24 protein-coding genes and 3 tRNA genes are annotated in these 25,604 nt (G+C 67.5%); 13 read left to right on the top strand and 14 right to left on the bottom strand.

The window, feature by feature from the left end; genetic code table 11:
- Nucleotides 1–172 precede the first annotated feature (172 nt).
- The 9 genes from CEK65_RS06060 to CEK65_RS06020 all read right to left on the bottom strand — a co-directional run bounded on the left by CEK65_RS06060 (nt 173) and on the right by CEK65_RS06020 (nt 7,241).
- Entirely contained in the window at nt 173–2,149 is a 1,977-nt protein-coding gene (locus CEK65_RS06060) for a LamG-like jellyroll fold domain-containing protein (RefSeq protein WP_226980485.1), read from the bottom strand.
- 473 nt (nt 2,150–2,622) lie between these two features.
- Nucleotides 2,623–2,883 (bottom strand): hypothetical protein, encoded by a 261-nt coding sequence (locus tag CEK65_RS06055; protein WP_152181097.1) that lies wholly within the window; start codon nt 2,881–2,883, stop codon nt 2,623–2,625.
- 7 nt (nt 2,884–2,890) lie between these two features.
- Complete coding sequence (locus CEK65_RS06050) at nt 2,891–3,184, bottom strand: hypothetical protein (protein ID WP_152181096.1); 294 nt, start codon at nt 3,182–3,184, stop codon at nt 2,891–2,893.
- A gap of 156 nt (nt 3,185–3,340) precedes the next feature.
- Entirely contained in the window at nt 3,341–3,796 is a 456-nt protein-coding gene (locus tag CEK65_RS06045) for a hypothetical protein (protein WP_152181095.1), read from the bottom strand.
- A gap of 181 nt (nt 3,797–3,977) precedes the next feature.
- The gene (locus CEK65_RS06040; RefSeq protein WP_152181094.1) at nt 3,978–4,394 is read right to left on the bottom strand and encodes a hypothetical protein; all 417 of its coding nucleotides are present in this window, start codon (nt 4,392–4,394) and stop codon (nt 3,978–3,980) included.
- Nucleotides 4,395–4,538: 144 nt separating this feature from the next.
- Nucleotides 4,539–4,859, bottom strand: a complete 321-nt coding sequence (locus CEK65_RS06035) for a hypothetical protein (RefSeq protein ID WP_152181093.1) — start codon at nt 4,857–4,859, stop codon at nt 4,539–4,541.
- A 125-nt stretch (nt 4,860–4,984) separates the two neighbouring features.
- A tRNA-Leu gene (locus tag CEK65_RS06030) sits at nt 4,985–5,071 on the bottom strand.
- Nucleotides 5,072–5,259: 188 nt separating this feature from the next.
- Entirely contained in the window at nt 5,260–6,666 is a 1,407-nt protein-coding gene (gene hemN, locus CEK65_RS06025; RefSeq protein WP_193314706.1) for an oxygen-independent coproporphyrinogen III oxidase, read from the bottom strand.
- A gap of 44 nt (nt 6,667–6,710) precedes the next feature.
- Nucleotides 6,711–7,241 carry a group III truncated hemoglobin gene (locus tag CEK65_RS06020; RefSeq protein WP_017912671.1) on the bottom strand — a complete coding sequence of 177 codons (531 nt, stop codon included), beginning with the start codon at nt 7,239–7,241 and terminating at the stop codon, nt 6,711–6,713.
- Nucleotides 7,242–7,383: 142 nt separating this feature from the next.
- Between CEK65_RS06020 and CEK65_RS06015 the strand changes: the two genes are divergently transcribed.
- From CEK65_RS06015 to CEK65_RS06005, 3 genes are all read left to right on the top strand, one after another.
- Nucleotides 7,384–7,689, top strand: a complete 306-nt coding sequence (locus CEK65_RS06015) for a hypothetical protein (protein ID WP_051067605.1) — start codon at nt 7,384–7,386, stop codon at nt 7,687–7,689.
- A gap of 101 nt (nt 7,690–7,790) precedes the next feature.
- On the top strand, nt 7,791–8,822 hold the full coding sequence (locus CEK65_RS06010; protein WP_152181092.1) for a 4Fe-4S dicluster domain-containing protein: 1,032 nt from the start codon (nt 7,791–7,793) through the stop codon (nt 8,820–8,822).
- 135 nt (nt 8,823–8,957) lie between these two features.
- A tRNA-Gly gene (locus tag CEK65_RS06005) sits at nt 8,958–9,033 on the top strand.
- 145 nt (nt 9,034–9,178) lie between these two features.
- Here the strand turns inward: CEK65_RS06005 and CEK65_RS06000 are convergent.
- Nucleotides 9,179–9,625 (bottom strand): DUF4087 domain-containing protein, encoded by a 447-nt coding sequence (locus CEK65_RS06000; RefSeq protein ID WP_226980484.1) that lies wholly within the window; start codon nt 9,623–9,625, stop codon nt 9,179–9,181.
- Nucleotides 9,626–9,688: 63 nt separating this feature from the next.
- Between CEK65_RS06000 and CEK65_RS20930 the strand changes: the two genes are divergently transcribed.
- From CEK65_RS20930 to CEK65_RS05985, 4 genes are all read left to right on the top strand, one after another.
- Nucleotides 9,689–9,832 carry a hypothetical protein gene (locus CEK65_RS20930; RefSeq protein ID WP_193314705.1) on the top strand — a complete coding sequence of 48 codons (144 nt, stop codon included), beginning with the start codon at nt 9,689–9,691 and terminating at the stop codon, nt 9,830–9,832.
- A 151-nt stretch (nt 9,833–9,983) separates the two neighbouring features.
- The gene (locus CEK65_RS05995) at nt 9,984–11,654 is read left to right on the top strand and encodes a hypothetical protein (RefSeq protein ID WP_152181091.1); all 1,671 of its coding nucleotides are present in this window, start codon (nt 9,984–9,986) and stop codon (nt 11,652–11,654) included.
- Between the two features lie 98 nt (nt 11,655–11,752).
- Entirely contained in the window at nt 11,753–12,949 is a 1,197-nt protein-coding gene (locus tag CEK65_RS05990; RefSeq protein WP_152181090.1) for a DUF3142 domain-containing protein, read from the top strand.
- Entirely contained in the window at nt 12,936–15,149 is a 2,214-nt protein-coding gene (locus CEK65_RS05985; protein ID WP_226980483.1) for a hypothetical protein, read from the top strand. The genes CEK65_RS05990 and CEK65_RS05985 overlap by 14 nt, the downstream gene beginning before the upstream one ends.
- 350 nt (nt 15,150–15,499) lie before the next feature.
- Here the strand turns inward: CEK65_RS05985 and CEK65_RS05980 are convergent, their stop codons facing one another.
- Nucleotides 15,500–15,805, bottom strand: coding sequence for a hypothetical protein (locus tag CEK65_RS05980; RefSeq protein WP_152181089.1), 306 nt, complete (start codon nt 15,803–15,805; stop codon nt 15,500–15,502).
- 9 nt (nt 15,806–15,814) lie between these two features.
- Nucleotides 15,815–16,267: an STY0301 family protein gene (locus tag CEK65_RS05975; protein WP_226980482.1), complete on the bottom strand. Its 453-nt coding sequence runs from the start codon at nt 16,265–16,267 to the stop codon at nt 15,815–15,817.
- Between the two features lie 249 nt (nt 16,268–16,516).
- Here CEK65_RS05975 and CEK65_RS05970 point away from each other — a divergent pair, with 249 nt between their 5' ends.
- Both CEK65_RS05970 and CEK65_RS05965 read left to right on the top strand, forming a co-directional pair.
- Complete coding sequence (locus tag CEK65_RS05970; protein ID WP_152181087.1) at nt 16,517–16,912, top strand: DUF2628 domain-containing protein; 396 nt, start codon at nt 16,517–16,519, stop codon at nt 16,910–16,912.
- 158 nt (nt 16,913–17,070) lie between these two features.
- Entirely contained in the window at nt 17,071–19,233 is a 2,163-nt protein-coding gene (locus tag CEK65_RS05965; RefSeq protein WP_152181086.1) for a TonB-dependent siderophore receptor, read from the top strand.
- 97 nt (nt 19,234–19,330) lie between these two features.
- On the opposite strand, the gene CEK65_RS05960 is transcribed toward CEK65_RS05965, so the two are convergent.
- The gene (locus tag CEK65_RS05960; RefSeq protein ID WP_152181085.1) at nt 19,331–20,515 is read right to left on the bottom strand and encodes a hypothetical protein; all 1,185 of its coding nucleotides are present in this window, start codon (nt 20,513–20,515) and stop codon (nt 19,331–19,333) included.
- 388 nt (nt 20,516–20,903) lie between these two features.
- On the opposite strand from CEK65_RS05960, the gene CEK65_RS05955 reads away from it, so the two are divergent.
- The 4 genes from CEK65_RS05955 to CEK65_RS05940 all read left to right on the top strand — a co-directional run bounded on the left by CEK65_RS05955 (nt 20,904) and on the right by CEK65_RS05940 (nt 24,747).
- Nucleotides 20,904–20,977 (top strand) — tRNA-Cys (locus tag CEK65_RS05955).
- 192 nt (nt 20,978–21,169) lie between these two features.
- Nucleotides 21,170–22,459 (top strand): divalent metal cation transporter, encoded by a 1,290-nt coding sequence (locus CEK65_RS05950; RefSeq protein ID WP_193314704.1) that lies wholly within the window; start codon nt 21,170–21,172, stop codon nt 22,457–22,459.
- Between the two features lie 147 nt (nt 22,460–22,606).
- The gene (locus CEK65_RS05945; RefSeq protein WP_017917329.1) at nt 22,607–23,191 is read left to right on the top strand and encodes an SOS response-associated peptidase family protein; all 585 of its coding nucleotides are present in this window, start codon (nt 22,607–22,609) and stop codon (nt 23,189–23,191) included.
- Nucleotides 23,192–23,415: 224 nt separating this feature from the next.
- Nucleotides 23,416–24,747 carry a sigma-54 dependent transcriptional regulator gene (locus tag CEK65_RS05940; protein ID WP_052250950.1) on the top strand — a complete coding sequence of 444 codons (1,332 nt, stop codon included), beginning with the start codon at nt 23,416–23,418 and terminating at the stop codon, nt 24,745–24,747.
- Nucleotides 24,748–24,824: 77 nt separating this feature from the next.
- On the opposite strand, the gene CEK65_RS05935 is transcribed toward CEK65_RS05940, so the two are convergent.
- Nucleotides 24,825–25,604: a TIGR04290 family methyltransferase gene (locus tag CEK65_RS05935; protein WP_017912651.1), complete on the bottom strand. Its 780-nt coding sequence runs from the start codon at nt 25,602–25,604 to the stop codon at nt 24,825–24,827.

The raw sequence follows: 25,604 nt of genomic DNA, 5'->3' as shown, positions 1-25,604 counted from the left end.
GACTGGAAGCTCCATACGTCGATATTAGACCGATCGTCTCTAAAAATACACGGCCGAGAACAGGCCGGGCGGACAGGCCAGGAGAGATATGCCTGGAGTGCGCAGGATCGCGTCGGTGCGGCCATGCACCGATGCGTGACAAGGCGTACGGGCAGCGCAGTTGCCCGACTGCTCAGCGGGCGAGGCCTGCGATGAAGGCCGCGTCCTGCGCGCCGCTATAGATGCGCAGATCCTGCATGCGGCCCTTGAAGTAGGGATCGCCGCCGTACTGGGAGCGGCCCAGCCAGGTCTGCGTGGTCTCGCCCAACTGGAAGGGATTGATCCAGATGCCGTCTGCAGTGGCGACTTGCTTGCCGTCCACATAAAGCGTGCCGACCTTCCCCGAGAGCGTGACCGCCACATGCACCCAGCGCTCGGTAGGCAACGCATCGGCCGTGACCGACTCTTCGTTCCAGAACTGATTGCGGGAACTCGAAAAGCGCAGCTTGCCGCTGCCGTCGCGTGTGAGCAGCGCCATGTACGCCACGTCGTTGGAGCCGAAGTCGAAGATGCGCGCGTTGACCACCGACGCATCCAAGTACACCCACACCGCCACCGTGACATCGCCCAATGCCGACACCGCACCGTCGGGCAGCAGCACATGACCGCTGCGGCCGTCGAACTGCAAGGCACTGCCGCCATTACGGCCTGCACCCCAGCTGGTACCGCCCTGCAAGCGTCCATGCCGCCCGCGGCCACTGGCGTCGTTGGCATCACCGTTGAGCGGCAGGTGCAACCACAGCTCACCGGGAACCGCCACGCGCGCAGTCTCCGAACCGAGCATCGGCCCGGCGTCCTTGGTCAGTGCGACGATGCGGTAGTACCAGGTGCCCTGCGCAGGAACATCGGTGTAGGTACATGGATCGACGACGCGCGCGATCGCCGCGAACGGGCCGTTGGGCGATGCGGCCCGCTGCACCACGTACAGCGAAGCGCCTGCACTGCCCCACCACGACAGTTGCACCTTTCCGTTGCTCAGGAAGGCGCTGAGGCCACTGGGTGCGGCCGGCGCGACCGGATCGCGCGCATACAGCAAGGTGCCGATGCCCGGCTGATCGCCACCATCGACGCGCTCGGGCCGGATCATGTCGCGCATCGCCTCGCTCCAGGGAGCCGCGAGTCCCTTGCGGTTCACATAGTGGTTGCAGATGAGCTCCCAGTTGGGCCGCAGCTGATTGGTGCCAGCGGTCGCGGCGCCCGATCCGAACACCCCGTTGTAGGGCGCGAACGGCAGCGTGAACAGCGCATTGCCGCTGGTATCGGTCAGATTGGTCTTGGCCACGTATTCCGCACCGGCCAACAACCGGTTGTTCCAAAGACCGAACAGATCCTCGCCCTGATTCCAGGCCATCTCGCACAACATGCCGGCCAGCGAGATGCCGAGGGTCGAGTGCCCCTGATCGAGATGGCTCTCCTGCCATTGCCCCAGATACCCAGGATGCAGGTAGTAGACGTTGTTGGCGCTCGCGCCGTTGCCACGACCCGTCTTGTAGTAGCCGCTCGCTTCGGCCATCAGGTCGGCGCGGTCGCAGAACACGCCGATCGCATAGATGGAGCAGATGTTGGCCAGGTCCCAATTGGCCCAATAGTGCGTGACCTTTCTGATCTCCGTGCCGTTGTGGTTGACCAGGAAGTCGTGGCACTTGGGGTAGAAAACGTTGAGCAGCATGGCCTGGAAGCGCGCCAGGTCTTGCTTCGCCCAACCGGAGTAGGTCCGCATCAGTTCGGCGGCGTTGGCCCACTGGTTGCCGTAGAGGCCCGAGGCAAGATAGACGTTCGAATTGCCGCCCAGTTCGGTCAAAGTCGACGACCAGGCATTGAGAAACTCGATGACCTTCTTCGCATAGCGCTCGTCGTTGCTGATCTTCCAGCGCAAGGCAAGGTGCAGCGTGCGCACCATTTCGCCGATCATCTGCCAATAGTTCTCGCCCTCCACGCCGCGCGTCACCACCGCCAGGGGACGCGGCGTCGCGTCGAGGTTGGTGTCGTTGGTCTTGAGCATCATGTTCCAACCGCCCACCCACGGCTCGGCGTTGGCAGCCAACTTATCGCGGATGCGCTGCAGGTCGGCCTCGGTGACCAACAGGCCGGGATGCACGATGCCGGACATCCCGGACGCATCGGTGGCCAGTGCATCGGCACCGCCGACGTGACGCAGCCTGGCAGATGCCGGCGAAGCGCCTACGGCACGTGCGGTGATTCACAGTGCCAGCGCGCCTGCGGTCCCGAGAAGAAAGGTGCGGCGGCGCTGCAGGATGGCGTCTTCGTCGTCGTTCGAGAATTGCATCGCCTCTACCCTCCCGTATCGAAAGATGCGGGCGAGTCTAGACTCAGGCATCGCGCGTATCGGCGATTGGAACTGCGCCAATGACCGGCAATGCAACAAACCATGACGCGATGCCGAAGCTTGCGTGATGCGGCGCGCGCCTTGTCATCTGGCAGACACGCGCGTCGCGAGGCCACGGCCCGGCGCCTTCCTTCTTAGAAATACAGATGAGAAATCATCCAGTAAGACGGCCTGGATCGACGATAACGAAGATCCGCGAGCGAAATGCTGGCGGATCCATCTAATTACTTCTTACATCACCAGTTGATGGCAACTCCATTTCCATCAACAATCTTGGCATCACCCAACATAGACCTAGCAAAATTAGCTGCCAGCTCGCTTGCCTGGGTCGCATCAATCCCTAGAATTTTTTTATCTTCCGTCAACACTCCAGGCATATGTACGACACAATAGAAGTCATCTTCACCTAAAGGAATCGGCTCCGATATTTTAAGCAAAAAGGGCTCAATACTTCCATTTTTTTCCATAAAAGCATTGACATCTATATTTTCGCTCATTTTATTTTCATCCACACCTAGCTTTGACCTCTATCAATGACGCACGGAGTTGATCGATGTCAAACATGTCGCCAACTAACTGCTCGGTAGTGAGGCATTCCACAGGAGTGCCCGGTTCCGTAGCTGTCAATGCTGAGCCCGTCTCGCAATAGCTATAGACGTCCTGAAAATACCAGATATCACCATCCACATCTTCGTCAGAAAGGTTTACCCCAAGAAAAACGTAAGCCTTTATCTCTGGGAAGCGCATTCCTGGATCAAGATAAGTAACTCTATAATAAATTTCATCTACATTTTTCATGCAGCGACCTCATTCGCTACGCAACGAAGTCATGGTGAATTATAGAATTCACGTCAGTAGCGCTTGACCCCCGGTCCCTTCCAAAAATTCATGGGGCTGATCAGCTCACCTCAATTGACTATGCTTTGAAAAAGACCGAATACGCTCACCAAAAAATCATGATTCCCACATTTCTTTCTTTATCACCCTCCAAACTCCAGCCCTCTTTCTTAGAAATACATCAGCATTCTTTCCCGTAGGGGGAAACGATATCTCGACAAAAGCCGCATCATCATCAAAATAAATCTTGTCAATATTAATAAATGGCCGACTCTGGCTAAACCCCGGCGCGGTTAGATACACGACCCTAACCCCACGCCCCTCGTCCGAGCACAGTTTTTTACTTAAATTAATCTGACTCGCGAGAAATGGCACATTAGGCGACTTGAAATGTGTAGCACCATATTCAGCAATTTCGGAGTCACTCTTGATTGCGAGCAATATCTCAACACTCTGAGGACTGCACTGCACAACTTTTCCGGCGCGAGCATCCTTTAAATAGGCAAAGCTCACGAGCACTAGCAATGCCACCAAAACGCCGGCGATCAGGCCAGCACGAGATCGGTGTTGCATAGACGAAATCTCCGAATTGTCAGCACTGGCAGAAAGCTCTACCAGTCCGCACAGATGGTCATCGCGACTGCAGATCAAGTCTGCAGCCGATAAGAATCCCAGGCAAGACATTCTGGAATCTCATCCAATTCAACTCAGCCACACCAGACGCAGATGCCGCAAGGAAGCATGATCTTCCAAGTCACAACCTATTCCTGCCATCAACCGAATGCTCGAATACCACACCACTTGATGGCATCTCCACATCAGAAAAAGCTGCCAACTTGGATCCTGGCTGGTCGAAAATCACCACTGCATAGGGAGTTTTACATTTTCCATTTGTTATTTTTGAAAAATCAAGAAGTATGCGCCCATCTTCCGCGTCATACTCCCAAGCACCACCACCATCAATATCACCCACCGCCGTAGAATCTGAACAGGCCACGGCTGCCGGGAACGCCTTTACTTCGAACTTCATATCATGACCCAGCCGCAACTGCCTAATTTCAGCATCGGCTTTCCTGCTCCTCCAGAGCCCGTAATATGCATCTTCAGAGCGAGGCCTCCCGCAGCCAGAGATCAGGAACACAGCGGCAATGATTACAAGCAGATTTTTCACAAATTTGCACTGCCATTGAGCACAATCAAAATTTGAGTAAAACGCAAAGATCACCCCAGGATTACGCTTGACGACCTCATTTTCCCAACACTATTGCGACAGCCCATCATAGCGAATGAGCCACCCGCCACATCCAAGCAGGCTTTAACCAGCCGCCAATGAGGTGATATCAAGCCGATGGAGTTTGGTTCTGATTTCTTCCAACACATCATGGAGCCGATTGGCATCCAGCATATCGCCCTTCAACTCGTCGTCCGTCAGGCATACCACGGGAATGTCTGACTCTGTTGCGGTCAGAGCTGAACCAGATTCGTAATAACTGAAGACGTCCTGAAAATACCAGATATCGCCTTCCACATCTTCATCCGAAAGATTCACCCCAAGACAAACGTACGCCCGTATGACGGGCAAGCGCATCTTTGGGTCCAGATAGGTAACTCGATAGTAGATTTCATCGACTTGCATGCAACCACCTTGTCGGCAGGCAAAGAATTCTTCGGCAGCGCCAGTCCAAGTTCCAGGCTTCAAGACAGCTGCACAGCGGCGAAGCCGATCGAAGTCGCCAAAGCACTGAAACTCTTACACACCCATGGTGCCCGGAGCCGGAATCGAACCGGCATGGGGTTGCCCCCGGCGGATTTTAAGTCCGATGCGTCTACCAGTTTCGCCATCCGGGCCTGGTGGCGCGTAGCGTGCCTGATCGCGCGGCGCTTGTGAACCGCAGGGCGCTGCCGATACGCCAGACGCGCCGAACCGAGACACCACATGCCAGCATCGGCAGCCCTAAGTACCGCCACCGAAAAGTCCCCGGCACCGCCGCCACGGCGGCACCGGGGATGCCAACGGCAAGCGTGATTCGCGGCGCTCAGATCGCGCGCGAGTAGCGCGCCGGCTGGTCGGGCTGGCGCAGGTAGCGGTCGAAGCACATGGCGATCAGGCGCAGCAGCGGGCGGCCGCGGGCGGTGGCCTGGACCACGCCGTCGCGGTAGTCGGCCAGGCCGTCCGCGCACAGCGGCGCCAGTGCGCGCAGTTCCTCGCGGAAGTAGCTGGCGAAGTCGATACCGTGGCGCTGCGCCACCGCTGCCGCGTCCACCAGCCCCTGGCACATCAGCTGCTGGATCAGTTCGGCGCGCAAGGCGTCGTCGGCACTGAGCTGCAGGCCGCGCAGCACCGGGCTGTCGCCGGCGTCCACGGCCGCTTCCCAGGCCGGCAGGTCGCGCTGGTTCTGGCTGTAGCTGGCGCCGATGCGGCTGATCGCGCTGACGCCCAGGCCCAGCAGGTCGGTGTCGGCGTGGGTGGTGTAGCCCATGAAGTTGCGATGCAGGCTGCCCTGCCGCTGCGCGCGCGCCAGGTCTTCCTGCGGCAGCGCGAAGTGGTCCATGCCGATGTACTGGTAGCCGGCCGCCGAGAGCCTGCTGACCGCCAGCCCGAGCAACGCCAGCTTCTGTTCGGCGTCGGGCAAATCGGCGTCGGCGATACGCCGTTGCGCCTTGAACAGCTGCGGCATGTGCGCGTAGCCGTAGACCGCCAGGCGGTCCGGGCGCGCCGCGATCACCGTCTCCAGGGTCTGTTCGAACCCGGCCAGGGTCTGCCGCGGCAGGCCGTAGATCAGGTCGACGTTGACCGAGCGCATGCCGTGCACGCGGCAGGCGCGCAGGATGTCCAGGGTCTCGTGCACGCCCTGGCGCCGGTTGATCGCCTGCTGCACCAGCGGGTCGAAATCCTGGATGCCCAGGCTGGCGCGATTGAAGCCCAGTTCGGCCAGCGCGGCGATGTCCTGCGGCGTCACCGTGCGTGGGTCCAGTTCGATGGACATCTCGCGGTCCGGCGCCTGGCTGAAGCGGAACAGCCCGCGCAGGCCCTGCACCAGTTCGCCCAGCAACTCGGGAGCGAGGAAGTTGGGGGTACCCCCGCCCAGGTGCAGTTGCACCACCTCGCGCTCACCCTCGAAACACGCGGCCATCATCGCCGCCTCGCGCAGCAGCCGCTGCACATAGGTGCGGCCGCGCTGCGGGTCGCGGGTGATCACCCGGTGGCAGCCGCAATAGAAGCAGGGATTGCGGCAGAACGGCACGTGCACGTACAGCGACAGCGGCCGCCGCGGATCGCTGGCCTGGACCGCGGCGAACAACTGCGCCGGGCCGAAACCGGTCTGGAAATGCGGCGCGGTCGGGTACGAGGTGTAGCGCGGGCCGGGACGGTCGTAGCGGCGCAGCAGGTCGGCGTCGAAGGTCCAGGCGGCGGAGGGATCGTGCGCGGTCAGGATGTCCATGGACCGAGCATGCGCGGCGCCCGGCACGGCCGCCTTGACCTGGATCAATCCGCGCACGCGGCCGGCGGCAGCGGCGATGCCGGCTCGAACGGGCGCCAGCTCATCTGGTGGCGGCGCCAGAACGTCTCGGCGATGCGCTGGGCGATGTCGTCGGCCAGCAGCCGCATCGGCGTGTTGGGCAGCTCGGCGGTGGTGGCGCGGAACAGGCCCAGCCAGCGCTGGAACAACAGTGCGCTGAGTTCGCGCATGGCCATGTGCCGCGGCATCGGCGCGCCGCGGAAGCGGCGGGTGCCGCGCAGCATCGCCGACCAGAAATCGCACAGCTGCTGCTGGTGCGCGTCCCAGTCCTCGATGTGCGCGGCGAACACCGCCGACAGATCGGCGTCGGCGCGCACGCGGCGGTAGAACGTCTCCACCAGCGCCTGCACCTCGGCCTCGCTGCACAGGTCCGGCCCCGGCAAGGGCATGCCCTCGATCTGGTCCTGCATGGTCCGCTCCACGTCGCTCGACGCCGACAGTCTCCACGCCGCCACCGCAGCGGCCTTGATCAGGATCAATGTCGGCACGGCCGGCACTGCCTAGTCTGCCGCTGCGGCATGCGCCGACGCCGGTGTCGACGGGGGATCGGCGGCCAGGCGGCTGGCAGGCGCGGCGACGTGTGTGGCGCTGCCCCCTTGGCGCATGCCGCATCCTCCTTTCGCGATGGAATCCACCGTCATGGCCTCTCCCGACGATCCGCTGCTCGACCCGCTCGATCCCGGTACGCCACGCCCGCTGGTGCAGCGGCTGGGGGTGATCCTGTGGCCGAGCTTCCTGGTGGCCGGCGCGATGAGCGTGCTGTTCTTCGCCCTGGTCGATCCGCTGGCGCTGCGCGACATCACCTTCCCCGGCCGCCAGCTGAGCCGCGAGCTGGGCTATACGGTGGGCTTCTTCATGTTCTGGCTGGCGACGCTGGCCTCGAGCCTGCTGACCGGCTTCCTGTTGCGTCCGGCGCCGCACGGCGACGCCGCGCCGCTGTCCTGAGCCGGCTGCCGATGCCTCGCCCGATCCACTTGCATGTCGTCACCTCCGCCGCAACCACGGCAGGACCGGCGCCGCCACATCGGTACACGCAGTTCCGACGCGTGGTGCTGTGGCTGCTGTTCGCCGCCTTCTACCTGCTGCCGTGGCTGCGCTGGCAGGGCCGGCAGGCGCTGCTGCTGGACCTGCCGGCGCGGCGCTTCGACGTGTTCGGCTGGACCCTGTGGCCGCACGACGTCGGCTGGCTGCTGCTGGCGCTGGGCGCCGCCGCGGCCTCGCTGGCGGTGCTCACCACCCTGGCCGGGCGCCTGTGGTGCGGCTTCGCCTGTCCGCAGACGGTGTGGAGCCATGCCTTCGCCTGGATCGAACGGCGCTTCGCCGACTGGCCGGCCGCGGCACGGCACCTGCTGTGGGCGACCGTGGCGCTGTGGACCGGGGTCAGCTTCGTCGGCTATTTCGTGCCGATCGCCGACCTGGTCGCGCGCCTGCATCCGTTCGCCTGGAGCGGCGGGGAGACGTTCTGGGTGCTGTTCTATGCACTGGCCACCTGGGGCAACGCCGGCTTCCTGCGCAGCCAGGTCTGCCGCTACCTGTGCCCCTACGCGCGCCTGCAGCCGCTGCTGTGCGACCGCGACACGCCGCTGGTCGGCTACGACGCGATGCGCGGCGAACCGCGCGGCGCCCGCGCCTGCGGCACTGGCAGCATCGCCCAGCGCGGGCGGCGCCTGCTCGACCCCGTCACCGCCAGCGACTACGCCGTGCGCGCCAGCATCGCCCAGCTCGCCGGCCAGGGCGGCAGCCGCGGCGAGGCCCTGGCCGCGTATGCCGGCACCCTGCCCAAGTTCAGCGTCGAACAACTCGGCGACTGCGTGGCCTGCGACGCCTGCGTGCAGGCGTGCCCCGCCGGCATCGATCCGCGCAATGGTGCGCATTACGCCTGCACCGCCTGCGGCGCGTGCGTCGAGGCCTGCGACCGCAGCATGGATCGCCACGGTTTCGCCCACGGCCTGTTGCGCCTGGCCGGTGCCAATGCCATCGATCGCCAGCCGCGGCACTGGTGGCGCCGGCCGCGGCTGCTGGGCGGCGCCGCCACGCTGCTGGCGGCGTTGCTGGCGTGGTGGCGGCTGGCGGCGTGAGCCGGGCCGAGTCGACCGTGGCGACTCATTGGGCGCGGCGGAACCGCTGCCGCCCCCTGGGGCAGCGACGGACATTTTTTTGCAACGAAGGGCTAGCGCGCCTGCTGGCAGGCGTGTAGAATGCGCGGCTCCCAAGCGGGAATAGCTCAGTTGGTAGAGCGCAACCTTGCCAAGGTTGAGGTCGCGAGTTCGAGTCTCGTTTCCCGCTCCAAATAGCGTCACTTGCTTTCTATGATGCAAGTGAACCACTGAAAAAAGGAGCCTAGGCTCCTTTTTTCGTTTTCGCGGTCTGCGGACTCGACAGCGACGCTGCCCGAATCAGCGCCGATCCGCCAATCCGCCGCGCAGCGAACCTCTCACTTCAGCGGATTCTCCGGCTCCCTGCCCCGCAGTGCCTTGTCCTGCCGGCAGGTCTTCAAGGGCTGGGCCGTCGCCGACTCGATCGCGGTCACCTCGCGGGTGTCGTCACGCATATGCACCTTCAGGCAGGCGCAGCCGTAGCCGGCGCTGCCCGTCCCGGTCGCCACCCAGCGCGCCTGGGAGAACGTCGGCCATGTGCCCTCGGCCTGGTGCCCGCCCTGCTGGCCGACCGTCCACTCGCCGTCCTTGTCCACGAGCGTGGCGTTGCCTGGCGAGGGATTGTCGAACCAGCCGCAACGCGTGACGGCACCGGCAGGCGGCGTGGCATCGGCGACAGCGCACAGGCCGGTCATGGCAACCAGGGCCGCACCGAACACGCTGGCGAAACGCAAAACAGATCGCGATGGATTCATGACATCAGGATCGAGGGACGAGACCGGCATCATCGCAAATCGGCGCCCGCCGGCGCTGCCGGGAGGCCCTGCAGGCGGCAAGGCGCAGCGCCGATGCCGCCTCTCCTGTTCGATGCGATGCCGCCGCGCGATCGCAGTGCCGTCGTGTGTCCGTTCTACGACCTGTCCTGGTTCGACACCGTCGGCCGCCAGCTGTTCGTGCAGTACAAGCAGCGCTTCTGGGCGGCAGCGCCGTAGCGGCGACGCAGCGTCGCCGGCGCCGTGCGCACCGCGGTCGCGGTAGGGAAAACCGCAGCTTGCTCGTCTATCTACCGCAACGTCGCCCTGCGGGAGACGCTGCCGCGCGCTGCTGCCGGGTCCCGCACCGTCTTTCCAGAGCATCCGCTGCATGCAGACCCTGATCCAACGCGGCATGGCCGCCCTTCGCCAGAACGACGTCGACGGCCTGTACAGACTGTGGTCCGGCACGACCGTGCTCAACCATCTGCAGGAGGCCGACCTCGATGTGCTGATGCAGCGCTGCGACGCCCGGATCCAGGCCGCGCCGGGCGACCCGGCGCCATGGCGGCTGAAGTGCCTGATCTACCTCGACCGCAGCGTGCACTTCACCAGCGACCGCCGGCAGGCACTGCGCACCGTCGCCGAGTGGGCCGGACGCGCGATCGGCCTGGCCCCGCATGACGCCGAGGCGCACCGCCTGCTCGGCAGCGCGCACTACTGGCTGGACGAACCCGCATCGGCGATCAGCGCCTACCGCAACGCCCACGCGCTGCAGCCGCAGGTGGACCTGCAGGTCCGCCTGTTCGAGATGGAATCGCTGCCTGCCGGGCAGTCGCCGCAGCTGCTGCAGCTGGACTTCCGCGACGGCAACGCCTGCCACTACTACAGCGCCGGCGTCTCCATCGGCAAATGGAAGCACGCCGGGATGGAGCCGGCCGATGCCGGCTACGTCGACGCGGTGCAGTTCGCCCTCTACGAGCACGGCACCACGCTGTTCCGGCAAGCCCTGGAACTGGGCGAGGCCGCCACCTGCAATATCGACACCCATACCTTCGCGATGTGCTGCAACAACCTCGGCCTGCTGTACCTGGACCGGGGCCTGTACGCGCAGGCGCAGGCCATCCTCGAAGAAGGGCTGCGCCACAGCCAGTTCCAGTTCCTGTACCAGAACCTGCGCGAGGCCTATCGCCAGCAAGGCATGCGCGCCGAGGCTGCGGATCTGGCGCTGACCCTGATGATGGACTACGAACTGGACACGCCGCTGTTCCTGGATTGCGCGCAGGCGGCATGCAGCCATCTCAACCGTGTCGGCCGCCATGCCGACGTGCTGGAGATCGCCGATGCGGCGCAGGAAGAGTTCGAAGCGCTGCCCGACGACGCCCAGACCGATTCGGAACTGCTGCGGATGTATGCGCTGGTGCAGGCGCACCACCGTCTCACCGCGGCGCGGGCGCTGGGCCGGCTGCAGCCGGAGCATGTGGATACCGCCCTGTCGCAGGCGGCAGCGGAGACGAATCCGCACGACCTGGACACGCTGTTCGTGCACGCCAGCGCACTCGGCGAGGCGCGCGACTACCCGGCCGCGCTCGATGCCTACGCCTCTCTGATCGCCGAGGCCACGCAGCAGCAGGACCTGCAGGCGCTCAAGCGCGCACGGCAAGGACGCGGCTACCTGCTGCTGTACCATCTGCCCGACGCCAAGGCCGCACTGCAGGACTTCCTCGCCGTGCAGCGCGACGGCACGGACGACTTCTACACGCACTACTACCAGGCCAACTGCCATTACGTGCTCAAGGACTACCGCAGCGCACTGCCGGCCTGCGACGCGGCACGCGCCCTGCTCGACGACGCCGTGGTGCAGGCGGATCCCGGCTCGGCGGCGCAGCTGTACATGATGGAAGCCAATTGCCATATGAACCTCGGTGTCTATCCCGCGTCGGTCGCCGCCTTCGAGCGCTCGCTGGCGCTGCACGAGCGTGCGGACGTGCGCGAGAGCTACGAGCTGGCCCGGCAACTGGCCGCCAAGCCGAAGAAGCGGCTGTTTGGGCTGTTCTCGTGATCGCCAGCGCATGAGCCACGCTTCGCACACTGCTCGCGCGAAAATCCAGTGGCAACGCTGCGGCCGCGTGTGGCCGCGCGTGTCCTGACCCGGCCGTCGTGTCGCTGCGCTGCGCGCTGCTCGGGCTGAGTCTGCTGCTTGGTGGCTGTGCGGCATCGGCCCCGACGCCGCTGCAACACCAGGTCTACGTCTGGCAGCGGCAATGGAGTGGCGCGCACGCGGTAGTGCTGGCACAGACCCGCGCGGACTTCTCGACGTTGCGCGTACTCGCGCTGCAGGCGCATCCGCGCGCCGGCTGGGGCCCCGCCGCGGTGGATCTGCGGCAGCTCGCCGCCGATGGCCGCCCGGTGATCGCGGTGGTGCGGCTGGACGGGCAATTGCCGCAACTGGACGCGACCCGCATCGACGCCGAGGTGCTGCACGTGGTGCGCACTTGGCGCACCGCCGGCGTGGCACTGCGCGGCGTGGAGATCGACCACGACTGCGCCACCGCGCGGCTGCCCGCCTATGCGGCGCTGCTGCGGCAACTGCGCGGCGCGCTGCCGGCCGACCTGGCGCTGAGCATCACCGCCCTGCCCGCCTGGCTGGACAGTCCGGCACTGACCGCAATGCTGCGCACGGTCGACAGCTCGGTGCTGCAGGTGCATGCGGTGAATGCACCGACGGCCGGCCTGTTCGATCCGGTGCAGGCGCGACGCTGGGCCGACCGTTACGCCCAGCGCAGCGCCACGCCGTTCTGGCTGGCCCTGCCCGCCTACGGCGTCGCCCTGATCGACGGCACCGACGCCGACGCCGCACCGCTGATCGAAAGCGAGGTACCGCTGGCGGCGAGCGGCGCACGCCGCGAACTGCAGGTGTCGCCGCAGCAGCTCGCTGCCTTCGTCGATGCGCTGCGCGCCCACCGCCCGCCACACCTGGCCGGCATCGTCTGGTTCCGCCTGCCGCTGCCGGGCGACCGCCGCGCCTGGCCGCTGGCGACGCTGCAGGCGGTGGTGCACGGACGTCCGTTGCAGGCGGCCGTGCAGGTGCAGGCCAGCGGCACCGGCCCGGTCTACGACCTGACGCTCGCGAACGATGGCACGACCGCCGCCACGCCGCCGCAGCGCGTGGTTCTGCGCGGTAGCGCCTGCGAAGCCGGCGACGCACTCGGCGATTACCGGCTGCAATGGCCGGCACCGTCGCCCCGCTTCGAACGCACTCGCGCATCCCAACCCCTGGCCGCCGGAGAACGCCGTGCGCTCGGCTGGGTCCGCTGCCGCCGCCTGCACACAGGTGCCATCGATGTCCTGCCGTGATCCCCGACCCGCGGCCACGCTTGCCGCCGCGCTGATGCTGCTCCTGCTGCCGCTGGGCGGCGCCCGCGCCTGCGGCCCGGAGTTCCCGTACCGCCTGCTCGACGACCGTGCCGGCGCGCTGGCGCAATTACCCGAAGGCAGCTTCGCTCACGAAGTGCAGCGCCTGGGCGCACCGATCGACGGCCTCGGCCGCGCCGGCACGGCGACCCTGCCGCGCTACTGGGACGCCAGCGCGCAGTTCCCGCAGCAGCGCGACGACGTCGAACGCCGGCAAGTGGGCACCGCGCGGTTCGCCCGGATCGAACAACTGCGCGCGCTGGACGACGCGCAGCAGGCCGAACGCGACGGCGCCGACCTGCCACCGGAACTGCGCCTGTACACCGCCGGCGCGGTGGCGTTCGCGCAGGGCCGCTATCCGTCGGCCGCGGACTACTTTCGCCAGGTGCTGGCCCTGCCCGAGGCACAGCGCCGGGCGCGCAGCACGTGGGCCGCCTATTCGCTGGGACGCAGCCTGACGCTGGCCGCCGACGGCGCGCTGGCCGGCGATGCCGTGGCGCAGCGGCAGGCGTACCGGCAGCAGGCGCGGCAGGCCTTCCAGCAGACCCGCACGTTGCGCCTGGCCGGATTCGACGATCCGCTGGAGCTGGGCATCGCCAGCCTCGGCGAGGAGGCGCGTCTGCTGCTCGCCAGCGGCGACTGGAACGGCGCGATCGGCCTGTACGCGGTGCAGGCGGCACAGGGCTCGGACACCGGCATGAGTTCGCTCAAGCAGGTGGCCGCCGATCTCGCCCGGCGCAGCGATGCCGAACTGGCGCCGCTGCTGCGACAGCAGGCGGTGCGGCGGCTGTTGATCGCCCGGCTGCTCAGCGACAGCCACGCCTTCGATGCCGACTCCGGCAGCGTGCTGACCTCGACGCGCTTCCTGAACCTGCTGCAGGACGCCGCGGGCGATCCGATGGAAGACGCCGACCGCCTGGCCGCGCTGGCCTATCGCCAGGGCGATTACCCCGGCACCGCGCGCCTGCTCGCGCATGCCGGCGACAGCGGCCTGGCCTGGTGGCTGCGCGCCAAGATGGCACTGCGCGACGGCGACGCCGCGCGTGCCGCACAGGCCTACGCGCAGGCATCCCGGCGCTTCCCGCCGAACGAGGACTGGGGCACGCGCCGCAATGGCGACTGGAGCAACGAGACGCTCAAACCGCAGTGCCGCATCGAGGGCGAAGCGGCGATCCTGGCGCTGCAACGCGGCAGCTACGTGGAGGCGTTCGCACAGTTGTACCGCAGCGGCGACCTCTACTGGGAAGACGCCGCCGCGGTCGCCGAGCGCGTCCTCACCGTGCCGGAACTGCAGGACTACGTGGATCGCCACGTGCCCGCCACGCCGCCGTCCACCGCGAACGCGGCACAGGAGTATTGGGAACGGACGCCGGCCCTGAAACTGCGCGAACTGCTGGCGCGCCGGCTGATGCGCGACGGCCGTTACGACGCGGCGCTGCCCTACTTCGCCCAGCCCGAATTGCGCGAGGCGGCGCGCCGCTATCGCGATGCGCGGCGGCAAGGCACATCGGCCTGGACCGGCATCGGCCGCGCCGAGGGCAATTACCGGGCCGCCCTGATCGCGCGCCGCCAGGGCATGGAACTGCTGGGCTACGAACTGGGGCCGGACAACCGGGTCTACGCAGGCAACTATGCCGAAGCCACGGCGCATGCGCAGCTGCGCCCCGGCGGCCTGATCGCCGCCGCCGAAGCGCAGCGCTGGAACGCCACCGCCGCGCAGCCTTACCGCCGCTACCACTACCGCTGGATCGCCGCCGCCCTGGCCGATCGCGCCGCCGACGACCTGCCCGCACGCAGCCAGGCCTACGCCGCCGTGCTGTGCCAGGCGACCGACTGGCTGATCACCCTCGACCCCGCGCAGGCGCGTCGGTCCTACCAGCGCTATGTCGCGCACGGCGCGCTCAATCCAGTGCCCGGCAAGGCCTATGTGTTCGGCGTGGGCGCCTGCGAGACGCCGGATTTCGAGGGCGCGCGGCGGCGCCTGTGGATCGAGCGCGGCCAGGCCGTACGCCAGTTCGTGCACAGGCAACGGCTCGCCCTGGGTGCGGCCGGCCTGGCGCTGCTGGCCGCGGCAGGCTGGCTGGTGCGCCGGCGCATGCAGCGCAAGGCACGGACAGTCGCAGCGCAAACGCCGCAGGACTGAGCCTGCGGCGCGGGTCGGCCGCGATCCGCGCACGAGCGCACTGCTAGCCATCACCGGCGAAACCGTCAGGTCAGGCCTGCACTGCGCCGCTCCGACCAATTCCCAATCCCGACTCCCCAATCCCGAAGGTAGGGATCGCCGCCCCCGCTCGTCTCTTCAACAGGACTTTCCTATTTACAGCCGGAATCGCGTCGATGCACGCGGCGCCGGCCGCTCTGCCGTCCTGGACGACCGTTCTCCCGATGCAGCACCGCACCACGCGCGACAAGGACGTCACCGCTCGCGGCACGCGCCGCGTGGCGTTCGCGTGCCTGCGTCAGTCCCGCATACACGCGGCCTGGAGCCTGCGCTCAGTTCCAGCAATACCAGGCCAGGCAGACGATCACCATCGCCGCCAGGCAGCACAGGCGCACGCTGCGGCTGCGGCTCAGCAGCGCGTGCACGCCCTGCAACAGCAGCAGCGCGGCCAGGACGCACAGGCCGACCAACCGCCCGTTGCCGCTGTCCTGGAAGTTGGCCGAGGACAACTGCGGATCGGTACCGTCCACCCATGCGTACGGGCTACCGGACACGACATACAGCAGCATGCCCAACGCGTAGCCGCCCCAGGACAGCACCTGCGCGGCGATCGCCACGGCCTTGCGCGCGCCTGCCATCGCGCGGCCTCACTCGCACACGAACAGGGTGCCGGCGGCCGGCCCGGTGCCGCTGGCACGCAGCGGCCTCGCCTCGCAACGCGCGACGTCGCCGACGTGCCGCGACACCTGCACCAGGCCATCGGGCCCATAGCCGCACACCAGGTAGAGACCGTGCGGGTCGGGCGCATCGAAGCGCCAGATCGACACGCCCGCATCACCCGGGCGGCGCGTGTCCTCGTTGCTCGGCACCAGCGCCGCCATTTCGCGCGGCGGCCCGGAATAGACGCCACTGGAGAACAGCCGCAGCGACGGCGCGGCGGCGAGATCGACGCGAGCACCGGCCGGCACGTCGGGGCTCTGCAACTGTGCCTCGGCGATGCGCAGGCGCCCGGGGCACTGCAGCGTCTCCCTGGCCGCGGCGGGCGCAGCGGACAGCACGGCGATGAGCAGCGGCAGCGCGCAGCGCGCCGTGGCGGACATTCCCTTCGACACCATCACACGCTCCCTGTCGACTGCAGGATCGAGACCGGCAAAGACCTCGGCCTTCGCCTCGCACGCCCGGCGGCACAGCCGACCACTGCTGCAGGCCACATCGCCAGGCCGCGCATACGGTGCCTCCGACACCGCCAAAGGTCAACGCGACGACTCGACGCGCAACCGGCGTCATCGCGCGCGTTGGCGCCATTCCCTGCATTCCCCCGCCCCATCCACCCGCAGAAGAGAACACCGATGCAAAGCACGACCCACGACTACAGCCAGTACAGCCCGAAATGGCAGTTCCGCTTCAACTTCTACGACACCCACGGCGAACCCAAGTCCGCGACCTTCAAGGAAGCGATGAAAGCGCTGCCGTTCAAGGAGAAGCTGCGTCTCAACATGAACTGGTTCGCCTTCTTCTTCGGCTTCATCTACCTGTTCGTGATCGGGTTGTGGCGCAAGGCGCTGATGCTGCTCGCCATCTCGCTGTGCTGCGGGATTGCGCTGGCCTTCCTTCCGGACGCGGCCAGTCGGGCCTTCGGCATCGCCTACTCGATCCTGGTCGGCATGACCGCCAACTACGCCTACTATCTGGACAAGGTGAAGGGCAGCACCAGTTGGAACCCGTTCGAAGGCATCCGCTGGTAACCCATCCCCGCGCATCGTCTTGCATGCGCATCGGTCCGCCGCCGCGGCGGCGGACCAATCCCCTTTCCTCGCCACCCAGGCCCACGCCCAGGCAGCCCTTCCCTCCGCCTGTGCGCTTCGTTCGTCGCGCACAGGCACTGCAACGAAGGAGCCGCCTGATGTCGCCCACGTTCTTCCGCCCGGCGTTCGCGCGCCGCACCAGCCGCGTCGCACCGCTGGCCGCCGCCATCGCCGTCCTCGCCACGGCCAGCCCGCACGCCGCGCATGCGCAAGACGCCGCCACCCTGCCCACCGTGCGCGTCAGCGAGCGCAGCGACCCCGGCAAGCGCAGCAGTACCGCCACCAAAACCGACACCACGCTGCTGGAAACGCCGCAGTCGCTGTCGGTGATCGATGATGCGCGCATGCAGGCCCAGGGCGCGCAGACGCTGAAGGACGCGCTGAGCTACACCCCCGGGGTGATCCCCACGCGCTACGGCACCGACTCGCGCTACGACTGGATCTCGTTACGCGGCTTCGACGCCTATGCGCCAGGCTTCTACCTGGATGGCATGCCACTGCGCAACAACGGCAACTGGGGCATCTGGCCGATCGAGCGCTATGGCGCCGAGCGCATCGAGGTGCTGCGCGGCCCGGCCTCGGTGCTGTACGGACAGAGCGGCCCGGGCGGGCTGGTCAACGCGATCAGCAAGCGGCCGAGCGCCGAACCACTGCACGAACTGCAAGTGCAGCTCGGCGATCACCAGCGCCGCCAGCTCGCCGGCGACCTGTCCGGCCCGCTCAACGAGGACGGCACCGTCCTGTACCGCCTCACCGCCCTGGCACGCGAGGCCGAGCTGGCGGCCGGCGGCATGCGCGACGACCGCCGTTTCCTGGCCCCGGCGCTGACCTGGGCGCCCAGCGGCGCCACCCGCCTCACCCTGCTCTCGCAGTTCGGCCGCACCCGCGCCGGCGTGTACCTGCGCATGCGACCTGCGGTGGGATCGCTGGTACCGACCGTGATCGGCACCTATCTCCCCAGCCGCCTGTTCGAAAGCGACCCGGTCTACAACCGTTTCGACCTGGACACGGCGATGCTCGCCGCGCTGTTCGAACACCGCGTCAACGAGGTGCTGCGCCTGCGCCAGAACGCCCGCTACGGCCGCCTGAAGGTGGACTACCGCAGCGTGCAGGGACGCGGCTTCGTCATCGACGATCCCGCCGATCCACTGGACCCGGCCAACTTCGCCCGACTGCGCCGCACCGCCTCGGACAGCAAGGAATCGGTGCACGCGCTGAACCTCGACAACCAGCTCGAGCTGCGCCTGCACATCGGCGCCATGCAGCACACGCTGCTGTTCGGCCTGGACTACCAACGCACGCGCATCGACCAGGTCAGCCACAGCGGCGGCACCACCACGCCGCTGGACATCCGCCATCCGGTCTACGGCGATCCGGTCCAGATGCCGGCGCCGTGGTACGACGGCATCGCCACGGTGAGCCAGACCGGCCTGTACGTGCAGGACCAGGTGCGCTGGCGCGAGCGTTGGCTGCTGACCGTCGGCGCGCGTTACGACCGCGCCGACAGCCGGATCGACAGCCGCCTGGACGGCAGCCGCAGCGACATCGTCGAACGCAAGGCCAGCAAGCGCGCCGGCCTCACCTACGTGGCCGCGAACGGCTGGGCGCCGTACCTGAGCTACAGCGAATCCTTCGTGCCGACCGCCACGCGCGACCCGCTGAGCGGCCGCGCGTTCCGCCCTGAAAGCGGGCGACAGTACGAAGCCGGGCTGCGCTTCCAGCCCGACGGCGGCGCCCAGTCGTACAGCGCCGCCGTGTTCGACCTGCGCCGGCGCAACTACCTGACCTACGACCCGGACTACGTCCCGCGCCAGACCGGCGAGACCCTGGTCCGCGGCCTGGAACTGGAGGCGACGCTGCACCCGCTGCCGCGTTTGCAACTGATCGGCTCCTACAGCTACACGCTGACGGTGCACGTCACCGCCAGCAGCAATCCAGGTGAACTGGGCAAGCCGCTGTCGGCGGTCTCGCGCCATGCCGCCGCGCTGTGGGGCGACTACCGCTTCGACAGCGGCATCCGCGTCGGCCTGGGCGCGCGCTACACCGGCGCCAATCGCGGCGACCTGGACGCCGCGCGCGCCGAGGTGCCGGCATTCACCCTGTTCGACGCACTGCTCGGCTACGACCGCGACCGCTGGAGCCTGGCCTTGAACGTGCACAACCTCGCCGACAGGACCTACCTCAGCAACTGCGACGCCTACGGCAACTGCTACTACGGCGAGCAGCGTCGCGTGACGGCCACGGCGACGTATCGTTGGTGAGGCGGCGCGGGCGCGACGGCGGCCTGTGCTCCATCGCGCCCGCAACCTCGGCAAGGCGATGCGCAGGCTGCCTCTCGACACGATGCGGTGGCGAGGCTCACTCACCCACATTCGTTGCCTTGAAGCCGGCGCGCCCGCAGGCGGCGTCGTAGGCGTAGTCGCCCGCGGCGAGCAGGTGGCGACCGCTGTTGAGATGGGCCGGTGGCGTCTTCAGCGGCCCGCGCCACTGCACGCTGTCCGGCGTCGCCGCCTTGCCGTCGCCGACCGCGAAGGCATAGCCGAATACCGGCTGGCCCTTCGCGTCGACGACGTCGAGCCGCAGTTGGGTCGCGTCCGGCACCACGCGCGTGGGATGGCCGACGAGGTCCGTGGTGTGTTGCAGACTTTCTGGCGTGGCGGGCGGGACCACCGGGTTGAGCATCATGTAGGACACGCCGGTGTCGGGCAGCAGCTTGCCGCAGACGCGATAGTCGCTGCCGCTGCCCGGGAAACTGGCGCAAGCGGTGGGCGCCTGCCAGTCGCTGGGCGCGCCCGCCGTGGCCGCGCCACGCTGCAGTGGCACCAGTGCGAATCCCTTCAGCGCCGCCTGGCTGACGCCAAGGGTGATGCCCTTGGCACTGACGATGTAGCCGGGGCTCATGCGCTGCGCGCGCATCTGCGCCAGGTTGAGGAACGGATTGCGCGCGGCGTCGACGCCGCGGTCATAGCCCACGCCCATCATGCCGAAGGTCGGCGAGATGGTGCTGCAGTTGCGCAGCACCTGGGTGCTGGTGCTCAGCGCGGGGCTGCCATCGTAGCCGGCGCAGGTGGCGGGCACCTGCGCCAGCGGCTTGGGTGGCTGGGCCACGCTGGCGACATCGCAGGTGCACTGCGCGGCCAGCACGGTGATGCGATCCACGCGCGCCGCAGCGCTCTTGCCGTCGGCGGAAACGCCGAGCCGCATCGGCACGTCCACGTACTTGCCGGGATGGTACTTGCTGTCGCTCGAGTAGAAGATGTGTCCAGGCGTGTTGGACGCGTCCCAGGCGCTGCGCAGCGCGTCGCTCAGCGGCACCACCACGCCGGTGGAGCCGGTATCCACCTCCAGCACCTGACTGCCGCTGCTGCGGCCATCGGCATCGCTGCCGAGCTGCACGCGCACCTGATAGGCGAATTTCGGCGTGGCCTTGGAGACCAGCGGCAGGTTCACGGTCTGCATCTGCAGCGCGCAGGTCTGCGCGGCGGCGGTGGCGCTCGCGGCCAGGCAAAGCACGGTGCCGCTCCAGCGTGTCCATCGGTTCATGGCGATGTCTCGGTTGGGTGTGGCGTCATGCTAGAGCGCGGCAGCACGGCGATCGTGCGCGAATCGGCGCGAGGCGGCGCTTGTCTACTGCCACCGGCATGGCGCTGTGGTCGGCATTCCAGTCGCGGCGCGGCGCGACGTGCGCATGCAAGGCCCTGCATCCAGCGGCTCGGCAATGCCTGCGCCCCGCGCAGTGCAGGGTTGCCAAGCCGTGGTGCTTGGTACACAATGCAGTCCGTTGCGCGCCGGGCTGATTCAAAAACATCTTTTGAATCAACGCGTTGGACGAGAGCCGCAAGGCAGCGTCCGATTCCCGCGCCAGGGCCCCGGCAGCGGGGCTTTGTTTTTGTCGGGCGCCCAGGGCGTTGCGGCAAGACGTCAGTCCACCGGCCTGGTGGCAGAGTGGTTATGCAGCGGACTGCAAATCCGCGTACGCCGGTTCAATTCCGACCCAGGCCTCCATCTTGTTTCGACGCCACGGGCCGCTTGCTGCGGCCCGTTTGCGTTGGTGGCTTGCGGTGCGATCGCCTGCCCCACGCAGGCGCCGCGATCGCGCTGCACCTGCCCGCCTTCACTTCGCGTACGCAGTACCGCCGACGCCGCATTTAGACCGGCCTGCATAGGGTCGATGTTCCGCCCGACCTGCCGATCGCGATGACCCCACCCGCCGCGCATGCCGAGCCCGCGCCTACCCGGCGGCGCGTGCTGTTCCGTCTGCTGGGGTCCGGCGTGGTCACCGGCGCCGCCGACGACGATCCGTCCGCCATCGGCACCTACGCCAGCGCCGGCGCGCGCTACGGCTTCGCGTTCCTGTGGATCGCGCCGGTGCTGTTGCCGATGATGTACCTGGTGGTCTACCTGTCGGCGAAGCTGGGGCGGGTGACCGGCAAGGGGCTGTTCGCGATCATCCGCGACCGCTATCCGCGCTGGGTGCTGTACCCGGCCGTCGGGTTCGCCTTCGCCGGCAACGTGATCGAAGCGGCGGCCAATCTCGGCGGCATCGGCGCGGCGCTGAACCTGCTGATCCCGCTGCCGGTGCCGGCGATCGTGGTCGCAGCGGCGCTGGCGATCTTCCTGCTGCAATTCTTCGGGTCCTACCGCCTGCTGAAACGGATCTTCCGCTGGCTGGCGCTGGCGCTGTTCGCCTACGTGGCCGCTGCGCTGCTGGCGCGCCCCGACCTGCGCCAGGTGTTGCGCGGCACCTTCGTGCCGTACGCCGAGTTCAGCCGGGAGTATCTGTCGATGATCGTCGCCTGCATCGGCACCTCGTTGTCGGCCTATATCTTCACCTGGCAGTCCAACCAGGAAGTGGAAGAACAGATCGCCGCCGGACGGCGCAGCGTGGCCGCGCGCCAGGGCGCCAGCGCCGGCGAACTGCGCCGCGCCCGTCGCGACGTCCTGGTGGGCATGCTGTTCTCCAACATCATCCTGTACTTCATCCTGCTCTCCACCGCCGCCACCCTGCACCGCTCCGGCCAGACCGAGATCGCCACGGCGGCACAGGCCGCGGCCGCGCTGGAGCCGTTGGCCGGGCCCGCGGCCAAGTGGCTGTTCGCGCTGGGCGTGGTCGGGGTGGGCTTCCTGGCGGTCCCGGTGATGACCACCGGCGCCGCCTACGACCTGGTGCAGGGCATCGGCCACAAGGGCAGCCTGCACGCACAGCCGCGCGAGGCGAAGCTGTTCTACGCGACCATCGCGCTGGTCACGGCGATCGCGGTGGGGCTGAACTTCCTCGGCGTCAACCCGATGAAGGCGCTGGTGCTGTCTGGCATCGTGCAAGGCATGACGGTCCCGCCGTTGCTGTTGCTGATGATGCGGATGAGCAACGACCGCACGCTGATGCGCGGCCGCGTCAACAGCCGCCTCACCAACGCGCTCGGCTGGATCACCGTGACGGTGACCTTCGCCGCCGGCGCCTGCCTGCTGGTCACGCTGCTGCGGTAGGCGCGCAAAAGCTGCGCGACTGAAAAACTTTCGCTGGCGCGCGCCGCTGGCTGCGCGGCGCAGGGCGCAACGACGCACTGGGAGGGAAGAAGAAGATGCTGGCACGCGTCCTGCGTTCCCAAGGCATCCGCTTTCGGCCGCACCGCGATGATCCTCAGCTTTCTGCAATCCCGCCTGCCCGCCTGGCCGGTGCAGGATCCCGTCACCGCCGGACGTACCAGCGAGATCGCTGCCGGCCAGCAAGCGCAGATCCTGGTGCTGTGGGGCGGCGAAGTGCGCAACGAGCGCGCCCTGTTCGGGCGCCGCGATGCGCCGCAGGATCCGCTGATCACCAGCGAACGTCGCGAACGCGCCTGGCAGGGCGCGCAGACCGCGGTGTGGGAAACGCAGCGCTGCCTGGTGCCGATCGCCGGCTTCCGCAGCGCCGACGCCGCGCGTGGCGGCCCCTGGATCTGCGAAGACCCGGGTCCGCTGTTCGCCGCCGGGTTGCGCAGCAGCATGCAGACCCAGGAGGGCTTTCATCTCTCCTGCTTCTCACTGCTCACCGAGGCACCTGCAGTGCCCGCACTGCCGGACGAAGTGCCGGTCCTGATCGGCGCCGACGACGTCATCGAATGGCTGTACCTGGATGGGCAGGACGCATTGCGGCGACTGGATGTCGCGCAGCAGCGGCGCTTCGTCAGCGTCGATGCCCTGCTGCGCGGTCCGTTGCCACCCGAGCGCATGCATTGAGCGCAGCCGCGCGCGGTCGGGAATGTGCCGGATGCCGCAGGCAGGATGCGGCGTCGCGCACAGGCGGTGCTGCAGAGCTGCTCCATGGACGCGCGCGTTGCACACATTGCTGAAGCGACCCGAATCCGCTTCAGCATGATGAGGGCTCGAATCAGGACGTTTTCGCCTTGCGCTCACACATGCGGAGGACGATGGAATGACCTGATTCGCGGAGTACAACCCGCATGACCAAACCCCTGCTTGCGATCGTGGATGGCAACAGTTCGTTGTCGGACCATGTGTCCACCTTCTCTCAGCGCCGCGGCCTGGCGCTGACCCGCCTGCCCTCGCTCGAACACGCGCGGCACTGGCTGCAGCAACAACGCGCCGACCTGCTGCTGCTCGACGGCGACGCCGAGCGCGGCGCGGCGATGGACCTGATCAACGGCCTGGCCGGCCGCTCGGACGCGCGCGTGGTGCTGCTGGCCACCGAGGCGCAGATGCCGAAATGGCGCGGGCTGGCCGGCGACAGCGTGGAGCTGCTGCAGCGGCCGCTGCCGTGGACGCAGTTCGACGGTCTGCTCGATCAGATCCTGTGCCGCCTGCCGCCGCGGCGCGGGATGGCACGCTTCGGCCTGGTCGGCGAATGCGCGGCGATCGCGCGCGTGCAGCGCGACATCGCCCGCGTCGCGCCGTTGGACATCTCGGTGTTGGTCGCCGGCGAAACCGGCACCGGCAAGGAACTGCTGGCCAAGGCCATCCACGAGGCCAGCGGCCGCAGCGGGCGCCTGGTCGCGGTGAACTGCGGCGCGATTCCGCCGGAACTGCTCGCCAGCCAGCTGTTCGGCCACGAGCGCGGCAGCTTCACCGGCGCCAACCAGCGCCACGCCGGCTATTTCGAACAGGCGCAGGGCGGCACGCTGTTCCTGGACGAGATCGGCGAGATGGCGCCGGAACTGCAGGTGTACCTGCTGCGTTGCCTGGAAACCGGCGCGATCACCCGCGTCGGCAGCGACGCGGAAGTCCGCCTCGACGTGCGCATCGTCGCCGCCACCCACCGCGACCTGCTGGGCGAGGCCAGCACCTTGCGCCGCGACCTGTATTACCGGCTGTCGCAGTACGTCATCGAGTTGCCGCCGCTGCGCGAGCGCGGCGACGACGTGCACCTGATCGCCGACACGCTGCTGGACACGCTCAATCGTCGCTATGGGACCAGCAAGCAGTTCGACACGTTCTCGCGGACCGTGCTGGGACGGCACCGTTGGCCGGGCAACGTGCGCGAACTCTCCAGCGCAGTGACGCGCGGCTATTACCGTGCCGACGGCGAGGTGGTGACCATCGAGCCGCTGCTGCACGGCGAGGTGCCCATGGCGCAAGACGTGCCTTGCCACTGCGGCAACACCGGCGACGCGGTGACGTTCCGCGTGGGAACGCCGCTGAAGCAGATCGAACAGGAGATGCTGGTGCGCACCCTGCGCATCACCGGCGGCGACAAGTCCGCGGCGGCGCGCAGCCTGGGCATCAGCGTGCGTACCATCTACAACCTGATGTCGCGCGGCGACCGTGACGTCAACTGAGCGCGGCAGGGCGCGCCGTCGCGGCGCGCCCTGCCGGGCGATCTGCAGCCACGGCGGTCAGTGCGCGGCCGGGCGGATCAGTCCAGGCCGCAGGCCGCGCGCAGTTCCTCTTCGATCGGTGCGACCTGGCCGGGCGGCCGCTGCTGCGGCCGGCATAGGTAGGTTTCCTCGGCGATGCGCGCGTCCACCGCGAACCCCGCGCTGCGCAGCATGGCTTCCACGCCGGCATGGTTCGGTGCCCACCAGTTGGTGGGATCGTCGGCCAGGCGATGCTCGATGAAGGCCATCTTCGGCCAGCCGGGCTCGCACATGCGCCCGCGCTCTAGCATGCCGATGTCGCGCGGCGCCGGATAGACCTCCTCGCCGGGCATGGTCATGGTCTGCAACACCAGCATGCGGCGACACAGGCGACGCACGATGTCCAGGGCCAGCAGCGGATGCCGCAGGTGGTACAGCACGCCCATCATCCACACCAGGTCGTACTGCTCGGCTTCGCGCGCCAGCGCATACAGCTGCATCTGCCGGAAACGCACGTGGCGCTCCAGCCCGAACTGCGCCGCTGCCCATTGCGCCTGCCGCAGGTAGTGCGGATTCATGTCGATCGCCACCACCTCGGCGCCGCGCCTGGCCAGCTCGAAGCTGTAGAAGCCGGCGTTGCAGCCGATGTCCAGCACCCGCCAACCGCGAAGATCGGCCGGGACATGCGGCGCGATCTGCCGCCACTTGCAGGCCGGGAAATCGCCGTACGGATGCGTCGGCAGGGTCTGCCGGCCATCGGGCAGGTGCAGGTTGTGGAACCACGGCCCCAGCGCCTGCATCGGATCGACCGGGTCGAGGGACGGAACGGCGGATTGCAT

Origin of the sequence: Xanthomonas sp. LMG 12459 (genome assembly GCF_009192905.1) — a bacterium.
Taxonomy (GTDB): Bacteria; Pseudomonadota; Gammaproteobacteria; order Xanthomonadales; family Xanthomonadaceae; genus Xanthomonas_A; species Xanthomonas_A sontii.
This window is presented reverse-complemented; position numbering and strand designations above follow the sequence as displayed.

What these genes read in the sequence shown, in the direction of transcription:
- CEK65_RS05945 (WP_017917329.1), top strand. Translation starts at nt 22,607, where the DNA reads ATGATCCTCAGCTTTCTGCAATCCCGCCTGCCCGCCTGGCCGGTGCAG.
- CEK65_RS06050 (WP_152181096.1), bottom strand. Translation starts at nt 3,184, where the DNA reads ATGAAAAATGTAGATGAAATTTATTATAGAGTTACTTATCTTGATCCA.
- CEK65_RS06055 (WP_152181097.1), bottom strand. Translation starts at nt 2,883, where the DNA reads ATGAGCGAAAATATAGATGTCAATGCTTTTATGGAAAAAAATGGAAGT.
- CEK65_RS05940 (WP_052250950.1), top strand. Translation starts at nt 23,416, where the DNA reads ATGACCAAACCCCTGCTTGCGATCGTGGATGGCAACAGTTCGTTGTCG.
- CEK65_RS06060 (WP_226980485.1), bottom strand. Translation starts at nt 2,149, where the DNA reads ATGTCCGGCATCGTGCATCCCGGCCTGTTGGTCACCGAGGCCGACCTG.
- CEK65_RS05975 (WP_226980482.1), bottom strand. Translation starts at nt 16,267, where the DNA reads ATGTCCGCCACGGCGCGCTGCGCGCTGCCGCTGCTCATCGCCGTGCTG.
- CEK65_RS05980 (WP_152181089.1), bottom strand. Translation starts at nt 15,805, where the DNA reads ATGGCAGGCGCGCGCAAGGCCGTGGCGATCGCCGCGCAGGTGCTGTCC.
- CEK65_RS05935 (WP_017912651.1), bottom strand. Translation starts at nt 25,604, where the DNA reads ATGCAATCCGCCGTTCCGTCCCTCGACCCGGTCGATCCGATGCAGGCG.
- CEK65_RS06035 (WP_152181093.1), bottom strand. Translation starts at nt 4,859, where the DNA reads ATGCAAGTCGATGAAATCTACTATCGAGTTACCTATCTGGACCCAAAG.
- hemN (WP_193314706.1), bottom strand. Translation starts at nt 6,666, where the DNA reads ATGGACATCCTGACCGCGCACGATCCCTCCGCCGCCTGGACCTTCGAC.
- CEK65_RS05965 (WP_152181086.1), top strand. Translation starts at nt 17,071, where the DNA reads ATGTCGCCCACGTTCTTCCGCCCGGCGTTCGCGCGCCGCACCAGCCGC.
- CEK65_RS05960 (WP_152181085.1), bottom strand. Translation starts at nt 20,515, where the DNA reads ATGAACCGATGGACACGCTGGAGCGGCACCGTGCTTTGCCTGGCCGCG.
- CEK65_RS05950 (WP_193314704.1), top strand. Translation starts at nt 21,170, where the DNA reads ATGACCCCACCCGCCGCGCATGCCGAGCCCGCGCCTACCCGGCGGCGC.
- CEK65_RS06000 (WP_226980484.1), bottom strand. Translation starts at nt 9,625, where the DNA reads ATGCCGGTCTCGTCCCTCGATCCTGATGTCATGAATCCATCGCGATCT.
- CEK65_RS06045 (WP_152181095.1), bottom strand. Translation starts at nt 3,796, where the DNA reads ATGCAACACCGATCTCGTGCTGGCCTGATCGCCGGCGTTTTGGTGGCA.
- CEK65_RS20930 (WP_193314705.1), top strand. Translation starts at nt 9,689, where the DNA reads ATGCCGCCTCTCCTGTTCGATGCGATGCCGCCGCGCGATCGCAGTGCC.
- CEK65_RS05970 (WP_152181087.1), top strand. Translation starts at nt 16,517, where the DNA reads ATGCAAAGCACGACCCACGACTACAGCCAGTACAGCCCGAAATGGCAG.
- CEK65_RS05995 (WP_152181091.1), top strand. Translation starts at nt 9,984, where the DNA reads ATGCAGACCCTGATCCAACGCGGCATGGCCGCCCTTCGCCAGAACGAC.
- CEK65_RS06015 (WP_051067605.1), top strand. Translation starts at nt 7,384, where the DNA reads ATGGCCTCTCCCGACGATCCGCTGCTCGACCCGCTCGATCCCGGTACG.
- CEK65_RS05985 (WP_226980483.1), top strand. Translation starts at nt 12,936, where the DNA reads ATGTCCTGCCGTGATCCCCGACCCGCGGCCACGCTTGCCGCCGCGCTG.